General features: G+C 72.2%; 15 protein-coding genes. 12 read left to right on the top strand and 3 right to left on the bottom strand.

The genetic code is table 11. The features are described 5' to 3' along the window. Positions 1 to 109: 109 nt before the first annotated feature. The 4 genes from ACWCSV_RS29080 to ACWCSV_RS29065 are packed head-to-tail and all read left to right on the top strand — an operon-like array spanning position 110 to position 4,691. The gene (locus ACWCSV_RS29080) at positions 110 to 1,423 is read left to right on the top strand and encodes an ABC transporter substrate-binding protein (RefSeq protein ID WP_451147220.1); all 1,314 of its coding nucleotides are present in this window, start codon (positions 110 to 112) and stop codon (positions 1,421 to 1,423) included. A gap of 10 nt (positions 1,424 to 1,433) precedes the next feature. Then, positions 1,434 to 2,444 (top strand): carbohydrate ABC transporter permease, encoded by a 1,011-nt coding sequence (locus ACWCSV_RS29075; RefSeq protein WP_451147218.1) that lies wholly within the window; start codon positions 1,434 to 1,436, stop codon positions 2,442 to 2,444. 28 nt (positions 2,445 to 2,472) lie between these two features. Continuing rightward, on the top strand, positions 2,473 to 3,312 hold the full coding sequence (locus ACWCSV_RS29070) for a carbohydrate ABC transporter permease (RefSeq protein ID WP_327180262.1): 840 nt from the start codon (positions 2,473 to 2,475) through the stop codon (positions 3,310 to 3,312). 20 nt (positions 3,313 to 3,332) lie between these two features. Beyond that, positions 3,333 to 4,691, top strand: coding sequence for a GH1 family beta-glucosidase (locus ACWCSV_RS29065; protein ID WP_451147291.1), 1,359 nt, complete (start codon positions 3,333 to 3,335; stop codon positions 4,689 to 4,691). 157 nt (positions 4,692 to 4,848) lie between these two features. Here ACWCSV_RS29065 and ACWCSV_RS29060 read toward each other — a convergent pair whose 3' ends face one another. The 3 genes from ACWCSV_RS29060 to ACWCSV_RS29050 form a co-directional block, all read right to left on the bottom strand. Continuing rightward, positions 4,849 to 6,009 (bottom strand): S1 family peptidase, encoded by a 1,161-nt coding sequence (locus ACWCSV_RS29060; protein WP_451147216.1) that lies wholly within the window; start codon positions 6,007 to 6,009, stop codon positions 4,849 to 4,851. Between the two features lie 286 nt (positions 6,010 to 6,295). Next, positions 6,296 to 6,892 (bottom strand): DinB family protein, encoded by a 597-nt coding sequence (locus ACWCSV_RS29055; protein WP_451147214.1) that lies wholly within the window; start codon positions 6,890 to 6,892, stop codon positions 6,296 to 6,298. Positions 6,893 to 6,986: 94 nt separating this feature from the next. After that, complete coding sequence (locus ACWCSV_RS29050) at positions 6,987 to 8,588, bottom strand: carboxylesterase/lipase family protein (RefSeq protein ID WP_451147212.1); 1,602 nt, start codon at positions 8,586 to 8,588, stop codon at positions 6,987 to 6,989. A 321-nt stretch (positions 8,589 to 8,909) separates the two neighbouring features. On the opposite strand from ACWCSV_RS29050, the gene ACWCSV_RS29045 reads away from it, so the two are divergent. The 8 genes from ACWCSV_RS29045 (at position 8,910) to ACWCSV_RS29010 (ending at position 19,059) form a co-directional block, all read left to right on the top strand. Then, a complete protein-coding gene (locus ACWCSV_RS29045; RefSeq protein ID WP_451147210.1) occupies positions 8,910 to 9,293 on the top strand; it encodes a hypothetical protein in 384 nt (127 codons plus the stop codon). Positions 9,294 to 9,789: 496 nt separating this feature from the next. Then, positions 9,790 to 10,359, top strand: coding sequence for a DUF5709 domain-containing protein (locus ACWCSV_RS29040; protein WP_451147208.1), 570 nt, complete (start codon positions 9,790 to 9,792; stop codon positions 10,357 to 10,359). A 123-nt stretch (positions 10,360 to 10,482) separates the two neighbouring features. After that, positions 10,483 to 11,940, top strand: a complete 1,458-nt coding sequence (gene gndA / locus ACWCSV_RS29035; RefSeq protein ID WP_451147206.1) for an NADP-dependent phosphogluconate dehydrogenase — start codon at positions 10,483 to 10,485, stop codon at positions 11,938 to 11,940. A gap of 160 nt (positions 11,941 to 12,100) precedes the next feature. After that, entirely contained in the window at positions 12,101 to 13,186 is a 1,086-nt protein-coding gene (locus ACWCSV_RS29030; protein WP_451147204.1) for a Dyp-type peroxidase, read from the top strand. After that, positions 13,186 to 13,983 (top strand): family 1 encapsulin nanocompartment shell protein, encoded by a 798-nt coding sequence (locus ACWCSV_RS29025; protein ID WP_451147202.1) that lies wholly within the window; start codon positions 13,186 to 13,188, stop codon positions 13,981 to 13,983. The genes ACWCSV_RS29030 and ACWCSV_RS29025 overlap by 1 nt, the downstream gene beginning before the upstream one ends. 215 nt (positions 13,984 to 14,198) lie before the next feature. After that, positions 14,199 to 15,554 carry a tetratricopeptide repeat protein gene (locus ACWCSV_RS29020; protein ID WP_451147290.1) on the top strand — a complete coding sequence of 452 codons (1,356 nt, stop codon included), beginning with the start codon at positions 14,199 to 14,201 and terminating at the stop codon, positions 15,552 to 15,554. A gap of 132 nt (positions 15,555 to 15,686) precedes the next feature. Continuing rightward, the gene (locus ACWCSV_RS29015; protein WP_451147200.1) at positions 15,687 to 17,426 is read left to right on the top strand and encodes a PucR family transcriptional regulator; all 1,740 of its coding nucleotides are present in this window, start codon (positions 15,687 to 15,689) and stop codon (positions 17,424 to 17,426) included. Positions 17,427 to 17,598: 172 nt separating this feature from the next. Next, on the top strand, positions 17,599 to 19,059 hold the full coding sequence (locus ACWCSV_RS29010; protein WP_451147198.1) for a diaminopimelate decarboxylase: 1,461 nt from the start codon (positions 17,599 to 17,601) through the stop codon (positions 19,057 to 19,059). Positions 19,060 to 19,090: the final 31 nt, after the last annotated feature.

Raw genomic sequence — 19,090 nt, 5'->3', positions numbered from 1 at the left:
CAACCCCTTGACGCGACCTTCCTTCAGCTCTTAGATCACGGCATAAATTAAGTCATGGAGGCCGTTCGGTTCCCCGAACGCAGCCATCCCCGGAAAGGGGCCATCCCGTATGCGCACCATCAGAGCCGCCGCAGCCGCCACCTTCGCGATCTCCATCGCCGCCGGAGTCACCGGCTGCGGAGGCGGGTCCTCCTCGGGCGGCGGAAGCAACGAGTCGCCGAAGACGCTCACCTACTGGGCCTCGAACCAGGGCCCGAACGTCGAGGCGGACAAGAAGACCCTCACCCCCGAGCTGAAGAAGTTCGAGGAGCAGACCGGCATCAAGGTGAAGCTGGAGGTCGTGCCGTGGGCCGACCTCCTCAACCGGATCCTCGCCGCCACCACCTCCGGTCAGGGCCCGGACGTGCTGAACATCGGCAACACCTGGTCCGCCTCGCTGCAGGCCTCGGGCGCCCTGCTGCCGTGGGACACGAAGAACTTCGACGCGATCGGCGGCCGGGACCGGTTCGTCGAGTCGGCGGTCGCCTCGGCCGGTGCGGCGGGTCAGGACCCCGCGGCCGTGCCGCTGTACTCGCTGTCGTACGCGCTCTACTACAACAAGAAGATGTTCGCGGACGCCGGCATCGCGCAGCCGCCGAAGACCTGGGACGAACTGGTCGCGGACGGCAAGAAGCTGTCCAAGGACGGCAAGTGGGGTCTGGGCGCCGAAGGCGGCAACCTCTCCAACAACATCCACCAGGTGTTCGTCCTCGGCAAGCAGCACGGCGCCGACTTCTTCGACTCCGCGGGCAAGGCCACCTTCACCTCGGACGGTGCGGTCGCCGCCGTGAAGCAGTACATCGACTTCATGGCCAAGGACAAGATCATCGCTCCGGGCAACGCGGAGTACGCGCAGAACCAGTCGCTCACCGACTTCGCCAAGGGCCGTACCGGGATGGTGCTGTGGCAGGCCGCCGCCTCCACCTTCGCCGCCCAGGGCATGAAGCCGGAGGACTGGGGCGTCGCCCCCGTGCCCGTCCCGTCCGGGACCCCGGGCCAGGACGCCCAGACCAACTCGATGGTCGCCGGCATCAACATCGCGGTGTTCAAGAACACCAAGAACCTCGACGGCGCCAAGAAGTTCGTCAAGTTCATGACCAGCGACGAGGAGCAGAAGCTCCTCAACAAGACCTACGGGGCGATCCCGCCCGTCAAGGTGGCCCAGGCCGACGACGCGTTCGGTGCGCCGGACCTCTCGGTCCTGCGTGACACGCTGAGCAAGAGCGCGGCGCCGCTCCCCCAGGTGCCGAACGAGTCCCAGTTCGAGACGGCGGTGGGCACCGCGGTCAAGGACCTGTGGGCCGACGCCGCAGCGGGCAAGCCGGTGACCACCGAGACCGTCAAGGCGGCCCTCGAAAAGGCCCAGCAGACCATGGGGCAGTGAGGCACCGATCATGACTTCCACCGTGACCGCCGACCCCCGGGTCGGTAAGTCGGACAGCGGTGGGGGCCGGGGCACCGGGGGTGCGCGCAGGAGACTGCCGCGCATCCCCGACCGGATCCGCAACGGCGGACTGCCCTATCTCCTGCTCCTCCCGGCGATCCTGCTCGAACTGCTCGTCCACCTGATCCCGATGATCGTCGGGATCGTGATGAGCTTCCGCCAGCTCACCCAGTTCTTCATCAGCAACTGGGGCAACGCTCCCTGGACGGGCCTCGACAACTACTCTGTCGCCGTCGACTTCGACGCCCCCATCGGCAAGGCGCTGCTCCACTCCTTCTTCGTGACCTGCGTCTTCACCTTCTTCGCCGTCGGCCTGTCCTGGCTGCTCGGCGTGGCAGCCGCGATCATGCTCCAGGAGAACTTCCGGGGCCGCGGCGTGCTGCGGGCGATCTTCCTCGTCCCGTACGCGCTGCCGGTCTACGCGGCCGTCATCACCTGGGCGTTCATGTTCCAGCGGGACAACGGCCTGGTGAACCACGTCCTGCACGACCAGCTCGGCATCACCGACCAGCCGTCCTTCTGGCTGATCGGCGACAACAGTTTCATCGCGCTGCTGGTCGTCTCGGTCTGGAAGGGCTGGCCCTTCGCCCTCCTCATCCTGATGGCGGGGCTCCAGAACATCCCGAACGAGCTGTACGAGGCGGCGTCCATCGACGGCGCCGGCATCTGGCAGCAGATCCGCAAGATCACCCTGCCGTCGCTTCGGCCGGTCAACCAGGTGCTCGTGCTGGTCCTCTTCCTCTGGACCTTCAACGACTTCAACACGCCGTTCGTGCTCTTCGGCCGCGCGGCACCCGAGAACGCGGACCTCATCTCGCTGCACATCTACCAGTCGTCGTTCGTCACCTGGAACTTCGGCACCGGCTCGGCGATGTCCGTCCTCCTCCTGCTCTTCCTGCTGCTGGTGACGGCCGTCTACCTGCTGCTGACCTCACGCGGAAGGAAGGGCTCCGGTGTCTAGCGCCACCACGCACAAGCGCCGTTCACCGATGGCGGCCCCGGCGTCCTTCGTGTGGACCCGGCGGATCATCCTGACCCTGCTGGCCGGTTTCGTCCTGCTGCCCGTGTACGTCATGGTCAGCAGCTCGCTCAAGCCGCTCCAGGACGTGTCCGGCAAGTTCCAGTGGATACCGTCGGGCCTCACCGTCCGCCCGTACTTCGACATCTGGAAGACCGTCCCGCTCGCGAAGTACTTCGCCAACTCGCTGATCGTGGCGGGCGCGGCCACGGTCGCCTCGGTGATCATCGCCGTGTTCTCGGCGTACGCGGTGAGCCGCTACGCCTTCCGCGGCAAGCGGGTCTTCACCATCACGGTGCTCTCCACCCAGATGTTCCCCGGCATCCTCTTCCTGCTGCCGCTGTTCCTCATCTACGTGAACATCGGCAACAGCACCGGGATCGCCCTGTACGGCTCGCGCGGCGGGCTCATCCTCACCTACCTGACGTTCTCGCTCCCCTTCTCCATCTGGATGCTGATCGGGTACTTCGACTCCATCCCGAAGGATCTGGACGAGGCCGCCAAGGTGGACGGCTGCGGTCCCCTCGGCGCGCTGTTCCGGGTCGTCGTCCCTGCCGCTGTGCCGGGCATCGTCGCCGTCGCCGTGTACGCGTTCATGACGGCGTGGGGCGAGGTGCTCTTCGCCTCGGTGATGACGAACGACACGACCAGGACCCTCGCCGTCGGGCTCCAGGGGTACGCGACCCAGAACGACGTCTACTGGAACCAGGTGATGGCGGCTTCGCTCGTCGTCAGCGTCCCGGTCGTCGCCGGGTTCCTCCTGCTGCAGCGTTACCTCGTCGCCGGCCTCACGGCAGGCGCTGTCAAGTGACCATCTCAGAAAGGCAGTCCGTGAACGACCTCAACTCCCTCCCGGCCGATTTCACCTGGGGAGTGGCCACCGCCTCGTACCAGATCGAGGGAGCCGTCGCGGAGGACGGCCGTTCCCCCTCCATCTGGGACACCTTCTCCCACACCCCCGGAAAGGTGGCGGGCGGCGACACCGGCGACGTGGCCTGCGACCACTACCACCGGGTGCCCGAGGACATCGGCCTGATCAAGGAGGTCGGCGCGGGCGCGTACCGCTTCTCGCTGGCCTGGCCGCGCATCGTCCCCGGCGGTGACGGCCCGGTCAACAAGAAGGGCCTGGACTTCTACGACCGGCTGGTGGACGGACTCCTGGGCAACGGGATCACCCCCTTCGCCACGCTCTACCACTGGGACCTCCCGCAGGCCCTGCAGGACCGCGGCGGCTGGACGGTCCGCGAGACAGCCGAGCACTTCGCGGCGTACACCTCCGCGGTCGTCGAGCGCCTCGGCGACCGCGTCAAGGACTGGGCGACCCTCAACGAGCCGCTCTGCTCGGCGTGGATCGGCCACCTGGAAGGCAAGATGGCGCCGGGCCTGACCGACATCACGGCAGCCGTCCGCGCCTCGTACCACCTCCACCTCGGCCACGGCCTCGCCGTGCAGGCGATCCGGGCGGCCTCCCCGGGTGCCCGGGTCGGCATCGTCAACAACCTCTCCCCGATCGAGCCGGCGAGCGACAGCCCCGCCGACATCGCGGCGGCCGTCCGCGCCGACGGACACACCAACCGCTGGTGGCTCGACCCGATCCACGGCCGCGGCTACCCGCAGGACATGCTCGACCTGTACGGGGTCGAACTCCCGGTGCAGCCGGGCGACCTGGAGACCATCGCCGCCCCGCTCGACTGGCTGGGCCTGAACTACTACTTCCGCCAGGTCGTCACCGCCGACGAGTCGGGCCCCGTCCCGCACGCCCGGCAGGTCCCGGTGCCCGGCGCCCCCGTCACGTACATGGACTGGGAGGTCCACGCGGAGGGCCTGGAGCAGCTGCTGCTGCGCCTGACCGAGGAGTACGGCGCGAGCAAGATCTACGTCACCGAGAACGGTTCGGCCTACCAGGACACGGTCGCGGCGGACGGTTCGGTGCACGACCCGGAGCGCACCCGGTACCTGGAGGAGCACCTGGCCGCGTGCGACCGGGCGGTCGCCAAGGGAGCTCCGCTCGCCGGGTACTTCGCGTGGTCGCTGCTCGACAACTTCGAGTGGGCCTACGGGTACGACAAGCGGTTCGGGCTGGTTCACGTCGACTACGACACCCAGCGCCGTACAGTGAAGACCAGTGGGCGCCGTTACGCGGAGATCGTCCGCGAGCAGTCCTCCGGGCGAGTGGCGGACTCCGCCTGACGCCACTCCTCCGGGAGCGGGCCCCGGCCGCGCGACGGCTTTCCGTCACGCGGCCGGGGCCTTGTCATTTTCCTGCCAGGGTGCCGATGATCCGTCGGGAACGTCAGACCGTGGTGAGTGTCAGGCCGTCATGAGTGTCAGGCCGTGGGGGTGAGTGTCAGGCCGTGGTGAGTGTCAGGCCGTAGTGGCTGAGGATCTCGTTGATCGGCTGGTACCAGGTCTCGCCGCCGCTGGTGCAGTTGCCCCAGCCGCCGGAGGTGACGCCCTGGGCCTGGTCGCCGCTGATGAACGAGCCGCCGGAGTCGCCGCCTTCGGCGCAGACGTTGGTCTTCGTCATCTGGTACACCGCGCCCTGGCTGTAGTTGACCGTCTCGTTCTTGGCGAGCACGGTGCCGCAGTGCCAGTGGGTGGTGGAGCCGGAGCGGCAGATGGAGGCGCCGACCGGGGCTTCGGCGGAGCCGCGTACCAGCTGGTCGGAGACGGTGCCCCAGCCGAGGACCACCGGCACCGTCCACCAGCCGTTGGCGACGTTCACCCAGGCGTAGTCGTCGCCGGGGAAGGTCGAGCCCTGGAAGTTGCCGATGGCCGATCCGTCCCAGCCCCGGACCGCCGCGCCGGCCCCCGAGCAGTGCCCGGCGGTGACGAACCCGCCGTTCACCGAGAAGCCGATGGAGCAGCGGACGTTGCCGGTGTAGTAGGGGTCACCGCCCACCGTTCCGGCCGCCAACGTCTGTGGCAGGGCTTTGACCTGACGCACTGTCACAGGTGCTGTCGTGCTGGCCTTCGCCAGGAAGGAACGGACCTCCGGGTCCTTCGCCGAGGCGGCGGCGACCTCCACGACGACGGACCCGGCCTCCGCGTCCACGTGCCAGCTCGCCACGCCGTCGGGCGCGGTGAGCGCGTCGATGCTCGACTTGGCCCGGTCGAGTGCGCGTTGGGTGTGAGGGACGAGCTTGGTGTCGGCGCCGGTCGCCCGTACGGCTGCGGCGGCTTTCGCGTCGGTGACTCCGACGGTCAGTCTGCCGGTCCCGGCGTCGAACCAGGATCCTCCGTAGGAGGCTCCGGCCGCACGGCGTGCGGCCGGCTCCTGGGCGGTGGCGGTCTTCTCCGCGGCGAGCCTGGCCTTGGCCTGCGCGGGCGTCAGCCCGAGGTCCTTGGTCATGGCGGCGAGCAGTCCGGCCGAGGCGGGCCGGGAGGCGGCGGCGCTCGTGGGGGGAGCGGTGTCGGCCGCCGACGCCGGGGCCGGGCCGATGGTCGCCCAGGCGCCGACGACGAGGAGCGCGGACAGAGCGGCGCGCAGGGGTGTCAGGTGTTTCAAGGCAGTGCCCCTTCTGGTGTTCCGATGCGTGGGGGTGGAACAGGAGGCGTCCGCGAGCGCTCGCGGGGTATTCGACTGAGAGCGCTCTCAGCGCGGCACGCGACGACCCTAACGCAACGAAATGGTCAGGTCCATGCCAAGTACGGGATTCGAGTCAACGCCTGTTCGCATCAATGTCCTTACAAATAGCGGACGTTGAATCGTGGAGACAGGACGGCAGGGGGCGGCGGCACGGCAGCCGGCGCCCCCTGCGCAGGGGGCCGCGTACGAGCGACCGCTCCCCGCCTCAGCCCCGGCCCGAGCGGAACGCCGTCGCGGCCCGCTCCAACCGGTCCACGTACTCCTTCCACCATGCCGCGTCCCCTTCGGGGAGGTTGTCCCCCCGGGACCTGTAGCCGACGTCTCCGTCGACGAGTTCGCGGACGATGTCGGCGTGGCCGGCGTGGCGGTGGGTCTCGGTGGTCACGTGCACGAGGATCTTGTGGAGCGTCACCTCGCGCTTCGACTCGGACCACCACGGCACGGTGCCGGGTGCGTCGAGCGGCAGTGCGGCGATGGTCGCGTCCGAGTGCTGCCACACGCGCCGGTAGCGGGCGACGACCTCCTCGCGGCTCTCGTCCTCGGTCGCCCACATGTCGGCGTTGTCCTCGGCGTCGCCGTCGGCCCACGGGAAAGGCTCGTCGGAGGGCCTTCCGAAGGTGTCGCCGAAGTAGCCCAGTTCGACGCCCGACAGGTGTTTGACCAGGCCCAGCAGATTGGTCCCGGTCGCCGTCAGGGGGCGACGCGCGTCGTACTCCGAGAGCCCTTCCAGCTTTCGCAGAAGGGTGTCGCGCGCTTCCTGGAGGGAGGACTGAAGATCGTCTTTGGGCAGTGATCGACTCATCCGGGCAGTCTCGCACCCCGCACTGACACCCCGTCGGGCGTGTTCCCGGGCCGCCCCGTCCACATGGTCCGCCGGGGCCTGCCCGATGGCATGTTCAGGGGGTCAGGAGCGGCATCCCCGCCTCCCGCCAGAGCGCGCGCACCGCAGTCCCCGCCGCCTCCCGTTCCGGGGAGGGACCCCGGCCGCCGGCCTCCTCTCGCGTACGCCAGTGGTGCACGCCCACCCCGGGTCCCACCCCGAGCCTCGCCCACCCCGGGTCCCCGCACGCCGCGAAGTCCGCCCACGCCCGCATCATCCGCGCGGACAGTTCACGGTCGGCGTCACCCGGCGGCCCTCCGACGAGGAAGTGGACGTTCTCGTCGTCGAGCGTGCCGAAGGCGAACGGGACGTCGGCGGCGTGCCAGGCCCGCACCGGCCGGGCCGGGCACCCGCCGGACCTGCGGTCGAAGTGCGCCAGGAAGGCCGTACCGCCCGCCCGCGCGTGGGCCTCGGCGAGCCGGTCGCCGTACTCGGCGAAAAGCAGGTCCCCCCGGATGGCCAGGTACGTCTCGCGGACGGATCCGCCCGCCGACCGGTCCCGGTACCCCCGGACCAGGGCGGTGGGGAGCCCGAAGTCCCGCGCGAAGGCGTCGAGTCGGGCCTCCGTACCGATGTCCGCACTGCTGCCGACCGCCTCGAAGAGGGCGTACTCCTCCGTGGTGCGGCACACGAGAAGCTCGACACCGTCCGCCGCGAAGCCGTCGGACGGCGCGAACCCGTCGGACGCGGCAGTCAGCGGGTCGGTGGGCAGCAGGGTGCCGTCGACGACCGGTCCGAAAATGGCCGGATCGTGGTGGCGCCGGCCGGTCGCCGGGTTCCGGCGGCATGCCTCGACCACGGCGTCGGACGCCGTGACCAGCGCTTGCGGGGAAGCGGCGAGCAGCGCCTCCCGGGTGGCGGGGATTCCGGCCGCCTCCGCGACCCCCCGCGTGGTGCGGGCGGCCGATTCGGCCGTGGCGCAGGAGTTGACGGCGGAGTGCAGCACCGCGCGCCGGAACAGCCCCCGGGCGCGGTCCATGGCCATGAGGCACGCGACCGAGGAGGCGCCCGCGGACTGGCCGGCCGCGGTGACCCGTGCGGCGTCGCCCCCGAAGGCGGCGATGTTGTCGCGTACCCATTCCAGGGCGGCGATCTGGTCGAGCAGCCCCCTGTTGTCCGGGCAGACGTCCCCGGCCCCGCCCGCCGCGGCCGGGATGCCGGCCAGGACATCGCCGGGGACGCCGGGGACATGGCCGAAGCCTTCGAAGCCCAGGCGGTAGTTGCAGCTCACGACCACCAGTCCGAGCCCGGCCAGGGCGGCGCCGTCGAAGTCGGGCTGGGCGGAGGAGCCGAAGGCGAAGGCTCCTCCGTGGATCCAGAACAGGACGGGGAGCGCGTCGCCGGCCCCTCCCGGCGTCCAGACGTTGACCGTCAGGATGTCCTCGTCCCCGGGCTTCCATCCGGGCGCGCCCGGGAGTTCGGCCGACTGCGGGGCCACCGGGCCGAAGGCGAGGCAGGGGCGGACACCGGTCCATTCCGCCACCGGCCGGGGCTCCCGGAACCGACGGGGTCCGAACGGTGGCGCCGCGTACGGGATGCCGAGCACGGCCGTGACGTGGGGTACCCGCCCGGCCGGCCGGCCGCGCACCGCACCCGACCTCGTCGTGAACACATCCACCGGTACTCCCCCTGTCGTCGCGCGACCGCCTGCGGGCCGGAGCCCATCGTGCCGACGGGAGCGGTGCGGGCGCCAACACCGGAATCGAGGCGATTGACGCGGCTGCGATGTGAATGGAGGGGCGGCGGCACTCCACTCCGGCCGGAGGGAGCACTCGGAGAGGAGTGCCGCACGCCTCGCCGCCTGCGAGCCGGCGAAAGACCCTCCGCCCTCATCGCCGACCACCAACCTGGAGCACCGGAGCCGGAGTTGACGGGGAACCGGGAAGCACAATGGCTTGAACGTGTTCAAATTCGAACAGGTTCGAGCCCGGAGGTACTCATGGGAAGCCGGCCGGTCCGGACAGGACAGTCCGCGCTCGTCCTCCTCGCGGCGGCGACCACGATTCCCGCTACGGCCATCGGCCTGCCGACCGGGCTGGCGGCGGACTTCCTGCTCACGGCCCTGCCCGTGTCCGTTCCCCTCATGCTGCGCAACGAGCCCCGCCCCTTCGCGTGGGCGTCCCTCGTCGTCGGAACGGGCCTGCTCGCCTGGGCGGTGGTGGGTGCCCTGGTGGGGATGTTCCTGTTCGTACCCGCGGCGCTGATACTGCTGGCAGCCGCTTTCCTGGACCCGCACACCCGGCCGGGCGCCCCTTGGCTGATCGCCGTCGTGGGGGCCCCGGTGGTATGCGGCCTCCTGTTCTACGGCACGTACGACTTCTGACACGACGGGCACGCTCCGAGCCGCCGGGCCCGGCGGTCGGCTCTCCCCGAAGGCGTCCGGCCGCACCCCCGTCCGCCCTGCCGTGGCGACGGGCGGCCGGGCCCCCGATCCTTGAAAGGGAGGACGGCGACGCCCTTCGGCCGTAGGTGGGCCGCCGCCCCTGATCACTGCATGCCTCCGGTCCGGGCCCCGGCGATCCGGGTGCCCGGGATGTGGTCCGCGCCCCTCGCCCCACCGTGCGGGCAGCCTCCGCCCGAGACGCCGGAGCGTCCCGAGTGGCGGGAACCGCTCGCAGGGTGTGGGCGGGCGCGAAGCCCCACAGAGCCCCCGCGGCCGGGGGGCGGGGCGCTTCGGCGGCCCCGATCAGGGCATACGCGCTTCCGCAGGCGCCGCCACCCCGGCGCCTGCGGAAATCCTCCTTTTGCGGCGGGCGCGCGACCGGAGTGCAATTGCGGCAGGGGACGGTACGGCTCCGCCATCGGCGAGAGGACATGCAATGAGCGACACCGACCGGGGGGACGACGTCTATCAGCCCCAGCCGGAGGAGGCGTCCGACCCCGACGAACAGCTGGACATCGAGGACACCCTGGTGGACTCCGACCTCAGCGACGCCCTGGACGAGGGGTACTCGCCGCCGGAGCGGCCGTGGGCCGTGAACGACGTGGGAACCACCGCTTCCGAGCAGCACGACGGGGAGTCGCTCGACAGCCGGCTCTCCCGCGAGCTGCCGGAAGTTGCCGCGAGCGACAGCGACGGAGCCGGCGACCTGGCCGACGGTGAGGGCGAGCCGTGGGACGACGAGGTGGGTACGGACCGTGCCGGCAGGATCACTCAGCAGGCGGACGGGACCGTACCGGCCACGCTCACCGCGAACGACGTCGGTGTGGACGGGGCCGCGGCCTCCGCCGAGGAGGCGGCCATGCACGTCGTCCCCGACGAGGAGCCGTGGCTCCCCGAGTGGGACCCCGCCACCCCGCCGGACAACGGCACGGACGCCCTAGGCACCGAGTCCGCCTCCGCCGCAGGTGCTGCCGCCTCCGAGGACGACCCCGCCCGCGCGCACTGACCCCCGGCGGGCAGACGGAAGGTCCGGACGTCCCGATGCGTACCGGCCCACGCGGCACCGTACCGCCGCCACCGAGGCCATCCCTTGCCGACAACCACCCCCGAGACAGCCAGGAGCACCCCCATGACCGGCAACACCCCGACCGGCACCGCTCAGATCGGCGTGACAGGACTCGCGGTGATGGGCCGCAACCTCGCCCGGAACTTCGCTCGCAACGGTCTCACCGTCGCCGTGCACAACCGCACGACCGCGAAGACCGACGCCCTGGTGGAGGAGTTCGGCGGCGAGGGCGACTTCGTCGCCGCGCGCTCGCCGCAGGAGTTCGTCGACGCCCTGGAGCGGCCCCGGCGGCTGGTCGTCATGGTGAAGGCGGGTGAGCCCACGGACGCCGTGATCCAGGAGTTCGCACCCCTGCTGGAGGAGGGCGACGTCATCATCGACGGCGGCAACGCCCACTTCGAGGACACCCGGCGCCGCGAGAAGGAGCTGCGCGAGCGCGGGCTGCACTTCGTCGGCACGGGCATCTCCGGCGGTGAGGAGGGTGCGCTGAACGGGCCGAGCATCATGCCGGGCGGTTCGGCGGAGTCGTACGAGTCGCTGGGACCGCTGCTGGAGAAGATCGCGGCGCGTGCCGAGGACGGCACCCCGTGCACCACCCACATCGGCCCGGACGGCGCCGGGCACTTCGTCAAGATGGTCCACAACGGCATCGAGTACGCGGACATGCAGCTCATCGCCGAGGCGTACCACCTGCTGCGCGGGGTCGCGGGCTACTCCCCCGCCAAGATCGCGGAGGTGTTCCGGAGCTGGAACACCGGCCGGCTGGACTCGTATCTGATCGAGATCACGGCGGAGGTGCTGGCCCACACGGACGCGGCCACCGGGAAGCCGTTCGTCGACGTGGTGCAGGACCGGGCGGAGCAGAAGGGTACCGGCCGCTGGACCGTGCAGATCGCCCTCGACCTGGGTGTTCCCGTCTCGGGCATCGCGGAGGCGGTGTTCGCCCGGTCGCTCTCCGGCCACGCCGACCTGCGCGAGGCGGCCCGTGACCTCGCGGGACCCACCCCGGCTCCGCTGCCCGGGGCTGAGGCGGCGGCGTTCGCGGACCGGGTGGAGCAGGCCCTGTACGCGTCCAAGATCGTCTCGTACACCCAGGGCTTCCACCAGATCCGGGCCGGCAGCGAGGAGTACGGCTGGAACGTCGATCTGGGCGCCGTCGCCGGGATCTGGCGGGCGGGCTGCATCATCCGGGCGGCGTTCCTGGACCGGATCAGGTCGGCCTTCGACAGCCGGCCCGAGCTGCTGAGCCTCCTCTCCGACAAGGACTTCGCCCGGGAGATCGGCGCGGCGCAGGACGACTGGCGGGCGGTGGTCGCCCAGGCGGCGCTGCAAGGGGTGCCGACGCCCGGGTTCGCGGCCGCTCTCTCGTACTACGACGGGCTGCGCGCCGAGCGGCTGCCGGCCGCGCTGACCCAGGGGCAGCGGGACTTCTTCGGGGCACACACCTACCGGCGTACCGACCGGGAGGGGTCGTTCCACACGCTGTGGGGCGGCGACCGCTCGGAGGTCGACGCGAGCTGAACGGTCCGGCAGGGGCCGCGTGGTGCCCGCGGGGGCCGCAACCCGGCCCCCGCCCGTACGGGCCGCGCCCGGGTGCGGCCGGACCGCGCCTGTGGGTGAGTGGCAGTAGCCCCTCCCCGCCCGCCCCCGCTGCCCCGTCGCTGCCACTGGAGTGCGCCCGATGCCCGACGCCGTTCCGGACCCCGTCAAGGTGCAGCCCGTGGTCGCCCCGCTCACCGAGGCGGCGCTGATCCTCGTCGGCACGATCGAGCCGGGTGGTGAGGAGGCAGTACGCTCCGTGCTGCCGGAGGTCGCCTCGATCGCCCGGTCCCTCGGCTTCCGCTTCCCGGACGCCGGGCTCTCCTGTGTGCTGGGTTTCGGCTCCCACGCCTGGGACCGGCTCTTCGGCGGCGGGCGTCCGGCGCTGCTGCACCCGTTCCAGGAGCTGCGCGGACCGCGCCACACCGCCCCGGCCACCCCCGGCGACCTGCTCCTGCACATCCGCGCCGAGCGGGCGGACGTCTGCCACGAGTGGGCCGCGCAGCTGCTCGACCGCCTCGGCGGGGCGGTCCGGATCGTGGACGAGACCCAGGGGTTCCGCTATCTCGACCACCGTGACCTGCTGGGATTCGTCGACGGTACGGAGAACCCGGTGGGCGACGACGCCCGGGCAGCCGCGCTGGTGGGCGACGAGGACCCCGCGTTCGCCGGGGGCAGCTACGTCCTCGTGCAGAAGTACCTGCACGATCTGACCTCCTGGAAGGCGCTGAGCACCGAGGAGCAGGAGCGGGTCATCGGCCGCACCAAGGCGGACGACGTCGAACTCCCCGAGGGTGTCCAGCCCGCCGACTCCCACGTCGCCCTCAACACCGTCACCGACCCGGACGGCACCGAACGGGACATCCTCCGTGCCAACATGCCGTTCGGCAGCTTCGGGCGGGGCGAGTTCGGTACGTACTTCATCGGGTACGCGGCCGATCCCGGCGTCACGGAGCGGATGCTCCGCAACATGTTCCTCGGTGACCCGCCCGGTACGCACGACCGCATCCTGGACTTCTCCACTGCGGTCACCGGCACGCTCTTCTACGCCCCCGACGCCGACTTCCTCGACGCCCCGCCCCCGCCCCCCGCCGCCGCGGGCACCCGGCCGCTGCCGGAGACGGCCGCCCAGCCGGTTCGCTCTGCCGACGCCGCACTCCCCGCACCGCCCGCACTCCCGGACGACGGTTCGCTGCGCATCGGCAGCCTGCAAGAAAGCGCCCAGTGATGAACAACCTGCACCGAGAACTCGCCCCCGTCACCGAAGCCGCCTGGCAGCAGATCGAGGAGGAGGCGCGGCGGACGTTCAGCCGCCATGTCGCGGGCCGCAGGGTCGTCGACGTGACGGACCCGGAGGGCCCCGCCCTGGCGGCGGTCGGCGACGGCCACCTGCGGCCCATCGACCCGCCAACCCCGGACGTGCTGGCGCGGGCCCGTACGTCGATGCCGGTGGTCGAGTGGCGGGTGCCGTTCACCGTGACCCGGCAGGCCGTGGACGACGTGGAGCGCGGGTCCGACGACAGCGACTGGCAGCCCGTCAAGGACGCGGCGCGCACCTGCGCGTTCGCCGAGGACATGGCAGTCATCGACGGGTACCCGGCGGCCGGGATCACCGGTCTGCGCGACGGTTCCTCGCACGATCCGCTGCCGCTGCCCGCCGACGCGCGCGACTACCCGGCGGCCGTCAGCCAGGCGCTGACCCGGCTGCGGCTCGCCGGTGTCGACGGCCCGTACCGGCTGCTGCTCGGCGCCGACGCCTTCACCGAGGCGACCGAGACCTCCGACCACGGCTACCCGGTGGCCACCCACATCGGCCGCCAGCTGGACGACCCCATCCTGTGGGCGCCCGCGATCAAGGGCGGGGTGCTGCTGTCCACCCGGGGCGGGGACTTCGAACTGCGGCTCGGCCAGGACCTGTCCATCGGCTACCAGAGCCACGACGCCACCTCCGTGCACCTCTACTTCCAGCAGGCCTTCACCTTCCGGCTGCTGACTCCGGAGGCCGTGGTCCCGCTCATCGCCTGATCCCTCCCGGCAGCCGCCGCGCCGCCTCCGTTCGCGGTGACACACCCGTCCTCAACGGGCAATTGCCCCGAGGATGCACCCCTCGCCCACGCCCCGGGACGATCTGGTCGATACTCATCTCCCGTACCTGTCGCGGTCGGGGTGTGTACCGAGGCGAGATGAGGGGCCACGTGGCGGAGAAGAGCCCGACCGGGCGTCGGACGGAACGCGGACCGGTGGACGACCCCGCCACGATCGGCCGGCGCGTCCACCGGCTGCGCGCGGAGCGCGGTCTCACCCAGCGCGAGCTCGCCGAACCCTCGTACACGCCCGCCTACATATCCACGCTGGAGGCCGGCCGGGTCCGGCCCTCCGAGGCGGCCGTCCGGCACCTCGCCGAGCGGCTCGGCGTGAGTTACGAGGAGATCGCCACCGGGCGCCCCGCCCACCTCGCGACCGAGTTGCGGCTGCGCCTGGTCGAGGCCCAGCGCACGCTTGCGACCGGCGCCGCCGAGGACGCGGTGGCCGACTTCACCGAGCTGCTCGCCGAGGCCGACCGGCTCGGGCTCGACCAGGAGAGCGCGTCGGCGACCCTGGGGCTCGGCGAATGCGCCCTGGAGACCGGTGATCTCCCCGTCGCCCGGCGGCACTTCGAGGCGGCCGAGCACCTGCTCGCGGACGCCCCGCTCTCCCAGCGGGCGCGGGCCGTCCGGGGCCGGGCCGTCGCGCACCTGCTGGCGGGCGAACTCCGTTACGCCTGCTACCTGTTGGAGAGCACCATCGAGGAGCTGAACTCCTCCGGCCTGCCGGACCCGGGTGCGCTTCTGCTGCTGTACACGGCGTCGATCGCTCCGTACATGGACATGGGCGCACACGCACGGGCCGCACAGGCGGGCGAGCTGGCGCTCGCGCTGGCCCCCCGGGTCGACGATCCGGAACTGGTGGCGGGCATGCACCGCGGGGTGGCCAGGTCCCTCATCGCGGCCGGGCGCACCGCCGAGGCCGACGCCTCGCTGGCCCGGGCGGCCGAGATCTACCAGCAACTCCAGATCCGTACGGAGATGGCGCACTGCCACTGGATGCGCGGCTACGTGCGGGCCCAGGGCGGCGACCTCTCGGGCGCCGAGAGCGAGCTGCTCGCCGCCCGGGACATGCTGGCCTCGAAGCGGGCGGCCCTCTACACGGCCCAGGTCGAGGTGGAGCTCGCGGACGTCCTGCGCCGCCAGGGCAAGGCGCGTCAGGCCGAGGACCTGCTGCACCGACTGCTGGGCGAGCTCCAGCCGGACCGGGGCGCGGTGCACGCGGCCGGGGCGCACCGGCTCCTCGGGCTGATCCACGAGGAGGACGGGGAGACCGACACCGCCGAGGAGCACTACGTCAAGGCGCTGGCCCTGCTGGAGCGCGCCGGGGCGGCCGGAGACCTGGCGGACATCTGCCGGCTCCTCGGCGACCTGCTGCGCAGGACGGGGCGGACGGAGGCCGCCCTGGACGCGTACCGGACCGGTCTCGGGCACCGGGCGGCCCCCGGCTCCACCACCCTGGGTCCCGCACCGGTGAGCCCGCGCCCGCTCCTGGGGGGCGCCGGACAGTAGGGCGCGGGCGGTGGGGCGGGGCTCCTCCCGCCGGGCGGAACGGCGGGGGCGACGGGCAGGCTCTACGGGCTGCGTCCCCGGGGCGGGCCACGCCGTCCGGGCGGGCGGGACCCGCCTCCTATCCTCGGTGCCATGACCAGTGGCCCGGCCCCCTCTGCCGAACCGCCCTCGCCCACGCCCGGTGCCACGCGCCGAGACGTCACCCCGCCGCACTTCACCCCGCACGACGTCGCCCCGCAGGACGTCACTCTGCGGGACGTCCTGGCCTTCGACGACAGCGGCACGCTACGGCTGCTGCTGGCCCCGGCCGGGCAGGACATCCCCGTCCGGGGCACCGCGTTCGCCGAGAACGGCACACCGGGGTCCGCCCGAGGGCTGCTGCTCCTCGCCGTGGGTGCCGACGCCTCCTCTCCGGACGCCGTGGCCGCGGTGCGCCGGGCCGCCCGGCAGGAAGCCTGCGCGGTGGTGCTGCGCGACGGTGGCGACACCGGGCCCTCGCCTGAGGTCCTGGACGCGGCGCGGGAGCAGGGGATCGCTGTGCTGGCCCGCGCCGCGTGGGCGGACTGGACGGACACCGCGACGCTGCTGCGCTCGGCCCTCGCGTTCGGGGCGGTGGGCGGCACGGCTCAGGAGCCCTCGGCCGACGACCTCCCGCCCGGCGGACTGAGCGCGCTCGCCGCGGTGATCGCCGCTGCCACCGGCGGGGCGATCACCATCGAGGACACCCGGTTCCGGGTGCTGGCCCATTCCGCGACCCGGCCCGAGGCGGACGGGGTCCGCCGCTCCACCGTCCTCGGCGGCCGGGTACCCGAATGGCGGGTCGCCGAGATGCGCCGCAGCGGCCTGCTGCGCACGCTCTGGACCTCGCGCGAGGTGATCCACCGCCCCGCCGGAGGAGACAGCCCCGAGCGCCTGGTCGTCGCGGTGCGCAGCGGCCCCGAGGTGCTCGGCTCGATCTGGGTGGCGGCGGACGGCAGCCCTCTGCTGCCGGGCGCGGCCCGCGCGTTGCTCGCCGCCGCCACGACGGCCGCGCCCCACCTCGTACGCCACCGGCTGCGGGAGAGCGGCGAAGTGCGACGGCATGATCACGCGCTGCGCGGGCTGCTGCGGGGCGAGGGGGACCTCAGGACCCACGCCTGGTCGCTCGGGCTCGCGTCCGGTACGCCGTGCGCGGTGGTGGCGGTGGCCGCCGAATCGGCCGCGGATCCGGTGGCTCCTCCCCTGCACCGGACCTTCGACGTACTGGGCCTGCATGCCGCCTCGTACCGCCCCGGCGTGCGGGTTCTCCGGGAGCGGGACCGGTTGCTCACCCTGCTGCCCGTCGGCTCCGGGAAGGACCGGGAGGCCCTGGGGCTCGCCCGGGAACTGGCGGACCTCGCCTCCTCGCTGCCCGGCGGGACGCCGGTGCTCGTGGGCGCGGGGGCCGTGGTGGATTCCGTCCTCGGTGTCCCGGCCTCGTGCGAGGAGGCGTCCCTCGTCGTCCGGGTGCTGCGCGAGAGGCTCGCCGCACGCGACTCGGGCCGGAACGAGCACCGGGCGGCGGTGCGGTGGGCGGGCGCCCCGGGACTCGGGCCGGTGGTCGACGTGCGGCGCATGCTCGACGCGGTCCGGCCGCTGTGGGAGGCGGGCGGAGGTCCGGTGCACGATCTGGTGCGCGGCGATCTCGCGGCCGGCGGCGAGCTGGTCCGGTCCCTCGCCGCCTACCTGGACGCGGCGGGTGACGTCCCGGCCGCCTCGCGCCGCCTCGGTCTGCATCCCAACACCCTCCGCTACCGGTTGCGGCGGGTCGGGGAACGGCACGGGGTGGACGTGGACGACCCGGACACCCGGCTCCTGCTGACCGTCGCCGTCCGTCTCGCCGCCGGCTTCTGAAACCGTCCGACGCACCTGGGCCTCTGCACTTCTGCACCTGTTCGCACCCATCAGTCCGCGCTCGCCCCTTCTGGGGCAGTGCGCCCGGTGTTTGCCCGGCAGAACGAATTTCACCTCCAGGCTTGGCCCCGCCGACAAAGACCGGGGCCCGCCGATCGGCGATCGTCACCGTATGACCCAGACGTTCTCCGCCTCCGGCACGCCGACCACCCCGAAGTTCGCCCATGTCGTGCGCCACGCGATCGCCGACGGCCTGCTCGGAAAGTCCCAGCCCGTCGTCGGATTCATCGACCCCGAAGGGGTACGGAACTCGGTCGACGCCCTGCGGGAGGCGTTCGCCGGCGCCCCGCAGGTCCTGCACACCTTCGCGGCGAAGGCGTCCCCCCTCGTTCCGGTGCTGCGCCTGCTCGCCTCGTACGGAATGGGCTGCGAGGTGGCGAGCCCCGGGGAGCTCCGGCTGGCCATGGACGCCGGTTTCGCGCCCTCGACGATCGTGCTGGACTCGCCCGCCAAGACCCGCGAGGAGATCCGGCTGGCGCTGGCGCTGGGGATCGCGGTCAACGCCGACAGCCTCGACGAGCTTCGCCGCATCGGCGCACTGCGCTCGTCCAACTCTCCCTCGGTCATCGGACTGCGGGTGAACCCGCAGGTGGGAGGCGGTGCGATCGGTGCCATGAGCACGGCCACCGCCACGTCGAAGTTCGGCGTCGCACTGCGGGACCCCGGGGCCCGCGCGGCCGTGGTGCGCGCCTTCGCCGAACACCCCTGGCTGACCCGGCTGCACTGCCACGTGGGCTCCCAGGGCTGTCCGCTGGAACTCCTCGCGGCCGGTGTCGCGGAGACGTACCGGCTGGCCGAGGAGATCAACGCCCACCTCGGCGAGCGCCGGATCACCAGCCTGGACATCGGCGGCGGGCTGCCGGTGAACTTCGCCGACGACGAGGTACGGCCCACCCACGGCGACTACGTGACCGCGCTGCGCACGGCCGTGCCGGACCTGTTCGACGGGCGGTACGCGCTGGTGACGGAGTTCGGCCGGTCGCTTCTGGCGAAGAACGGGTTCATCGGGGCGCTGGTCGAGTACACCAAGGACGCGGGCGGGCGGCGCATCGCCCTGACCCACGCGGGCGCGCAGACCGCGACCCGTACCGTCCTGATGCCCGGGGTATGGCCGCTGCGGGTGGGCGCCTTCGGGCCGGACGGGCTGCCCAAGGACGGGCCTCCGCTCGCGCAGGACATCGCGGGCCCCTGCTGCTTCGCCGGCGACGTGGTCGCGTACGCCCAGGAACTCCCGGAACTGCGCGAGGGCGACTTCGTGGTGCTCTACGACACGGGCGCCTACTACTTCTCGGCGCCGTGGGCGTACAACAGCCTGCCGAGGCCGGCGGTGTACGGCTTCCGTACGAAGGGCGGGGGCGACGGCGGCGAGGGGGTGCGTTTCGCGCCGGTGCGCGACGCCCAGACGCTGGAGTCGATCGCGGCGGAGAGCGGGCTCGGCCACGCCGACGCACTGGTGGGCCTCGGGGCTGTGAACAGCGGCGTGCGCGGAGGGGTGGAGAGCACCTCCGAGCGTCGATCGCCTCCATGTCCAGCTGCGCGGGCGGCACGATCTCCAGGTCCACACCGCCGTTGATCCAGCGGGTGCGTACTCCGATGGAGTTGAG

It is taken from the genome of Streptomyces sp. NPDC001770, assembly GCF_053596135.1.
Note: the sequence above shows the minus strand (reverse complement) of the source record. Positions and strands in the feature narration are given on the sequence as shown.

What these genes read in the sequence shown, in the direction of transcription:
- ACWCSV_RS29080 (WP_451147220.1), top strand. Translation starts at nt 110, where the DNA reads ATGCGCACCATCAGAGCCGCCGCAGCCGCCACCTTCGCGATCTCCATC.
- ACWCSV_RS29075 (WP_451147218.1), top strand. Translation starts at nt 1,434, where the DNA reads ATGACTTCCACCGTGACCGCCGACCCCCGGGTCGGTAAGTCGGACAGC.
- ACWCSV_RS29070 (WP_327180262.1), top strand. Translation starts at nt 2,473, where the DNA reads ATGGCGGCCCCGGCGTCCTTCGTGTGGACCCGGCGGATCATCCTGACC.
- ACWCSV_RS29055 (WP_451147214.1), bottom strand. Translation starts at nt 6,892, where the DNA reads ATGAGTCGATCACTGCCCAAAGACGATCTTCAGTCCTCCCTCCAGGAA.
- ACWCSV_RS29045 (WP_451147210.1), top strand. Translation starts at nt 8,910, where the DNA reads ATGGGAAGCCGGCCGGTCCGGACAGGACAGTCCGCGCTCGTCCTCCTC.
- ACWCSV_RS29040 (WP_451147208.1), top strand. Translation starts at nt 9,790, where the DNA reads ATGAGCGACACCGACCGGGGGGACGACGTCTATCAGCCCCAGCCGGAG.
- gndA (WP_451147206.1), top strand. Translation starts at nt 10,483, where the DNA reads ATGACCGGCAACACCCCGACCGGCACCGCTCAGATCGGCGTGACAGGA.
- ACWCSV_RS29030 (WP_451147204.1), top strand. Translation starts at nt 12,101, where the DNA reads ATGCCCGACGCCGTTCCGGACCCCGTCAAGGTGCAGCCCGTGGTCGCC.
- ACWCSV_RS29025 (WP_451147202.1), top strand. Translation starts at nt 13,186, where the DNA reads ATGAACAACCTGCACCGAGAACTCGCCCCCGTCACCGAAGCCGCCTGG.
- ACWCSV_RS29015 (WP_451147200.1), top strand. Translation starts at nt 15,687, where the DNA reads ATGACCAGTGGCCCGGCCCCCTCTGCCGAACCGCCCTCGCCCACGCCC.
- ACWCSV_RS29010 (WP_451147198.1), top strand. Translation starts at nt 17,599, where the DNA reads ATGACCCAGACGTTCTCCGCCTCCGGCACGCCGACCACCCCGAAGTTC.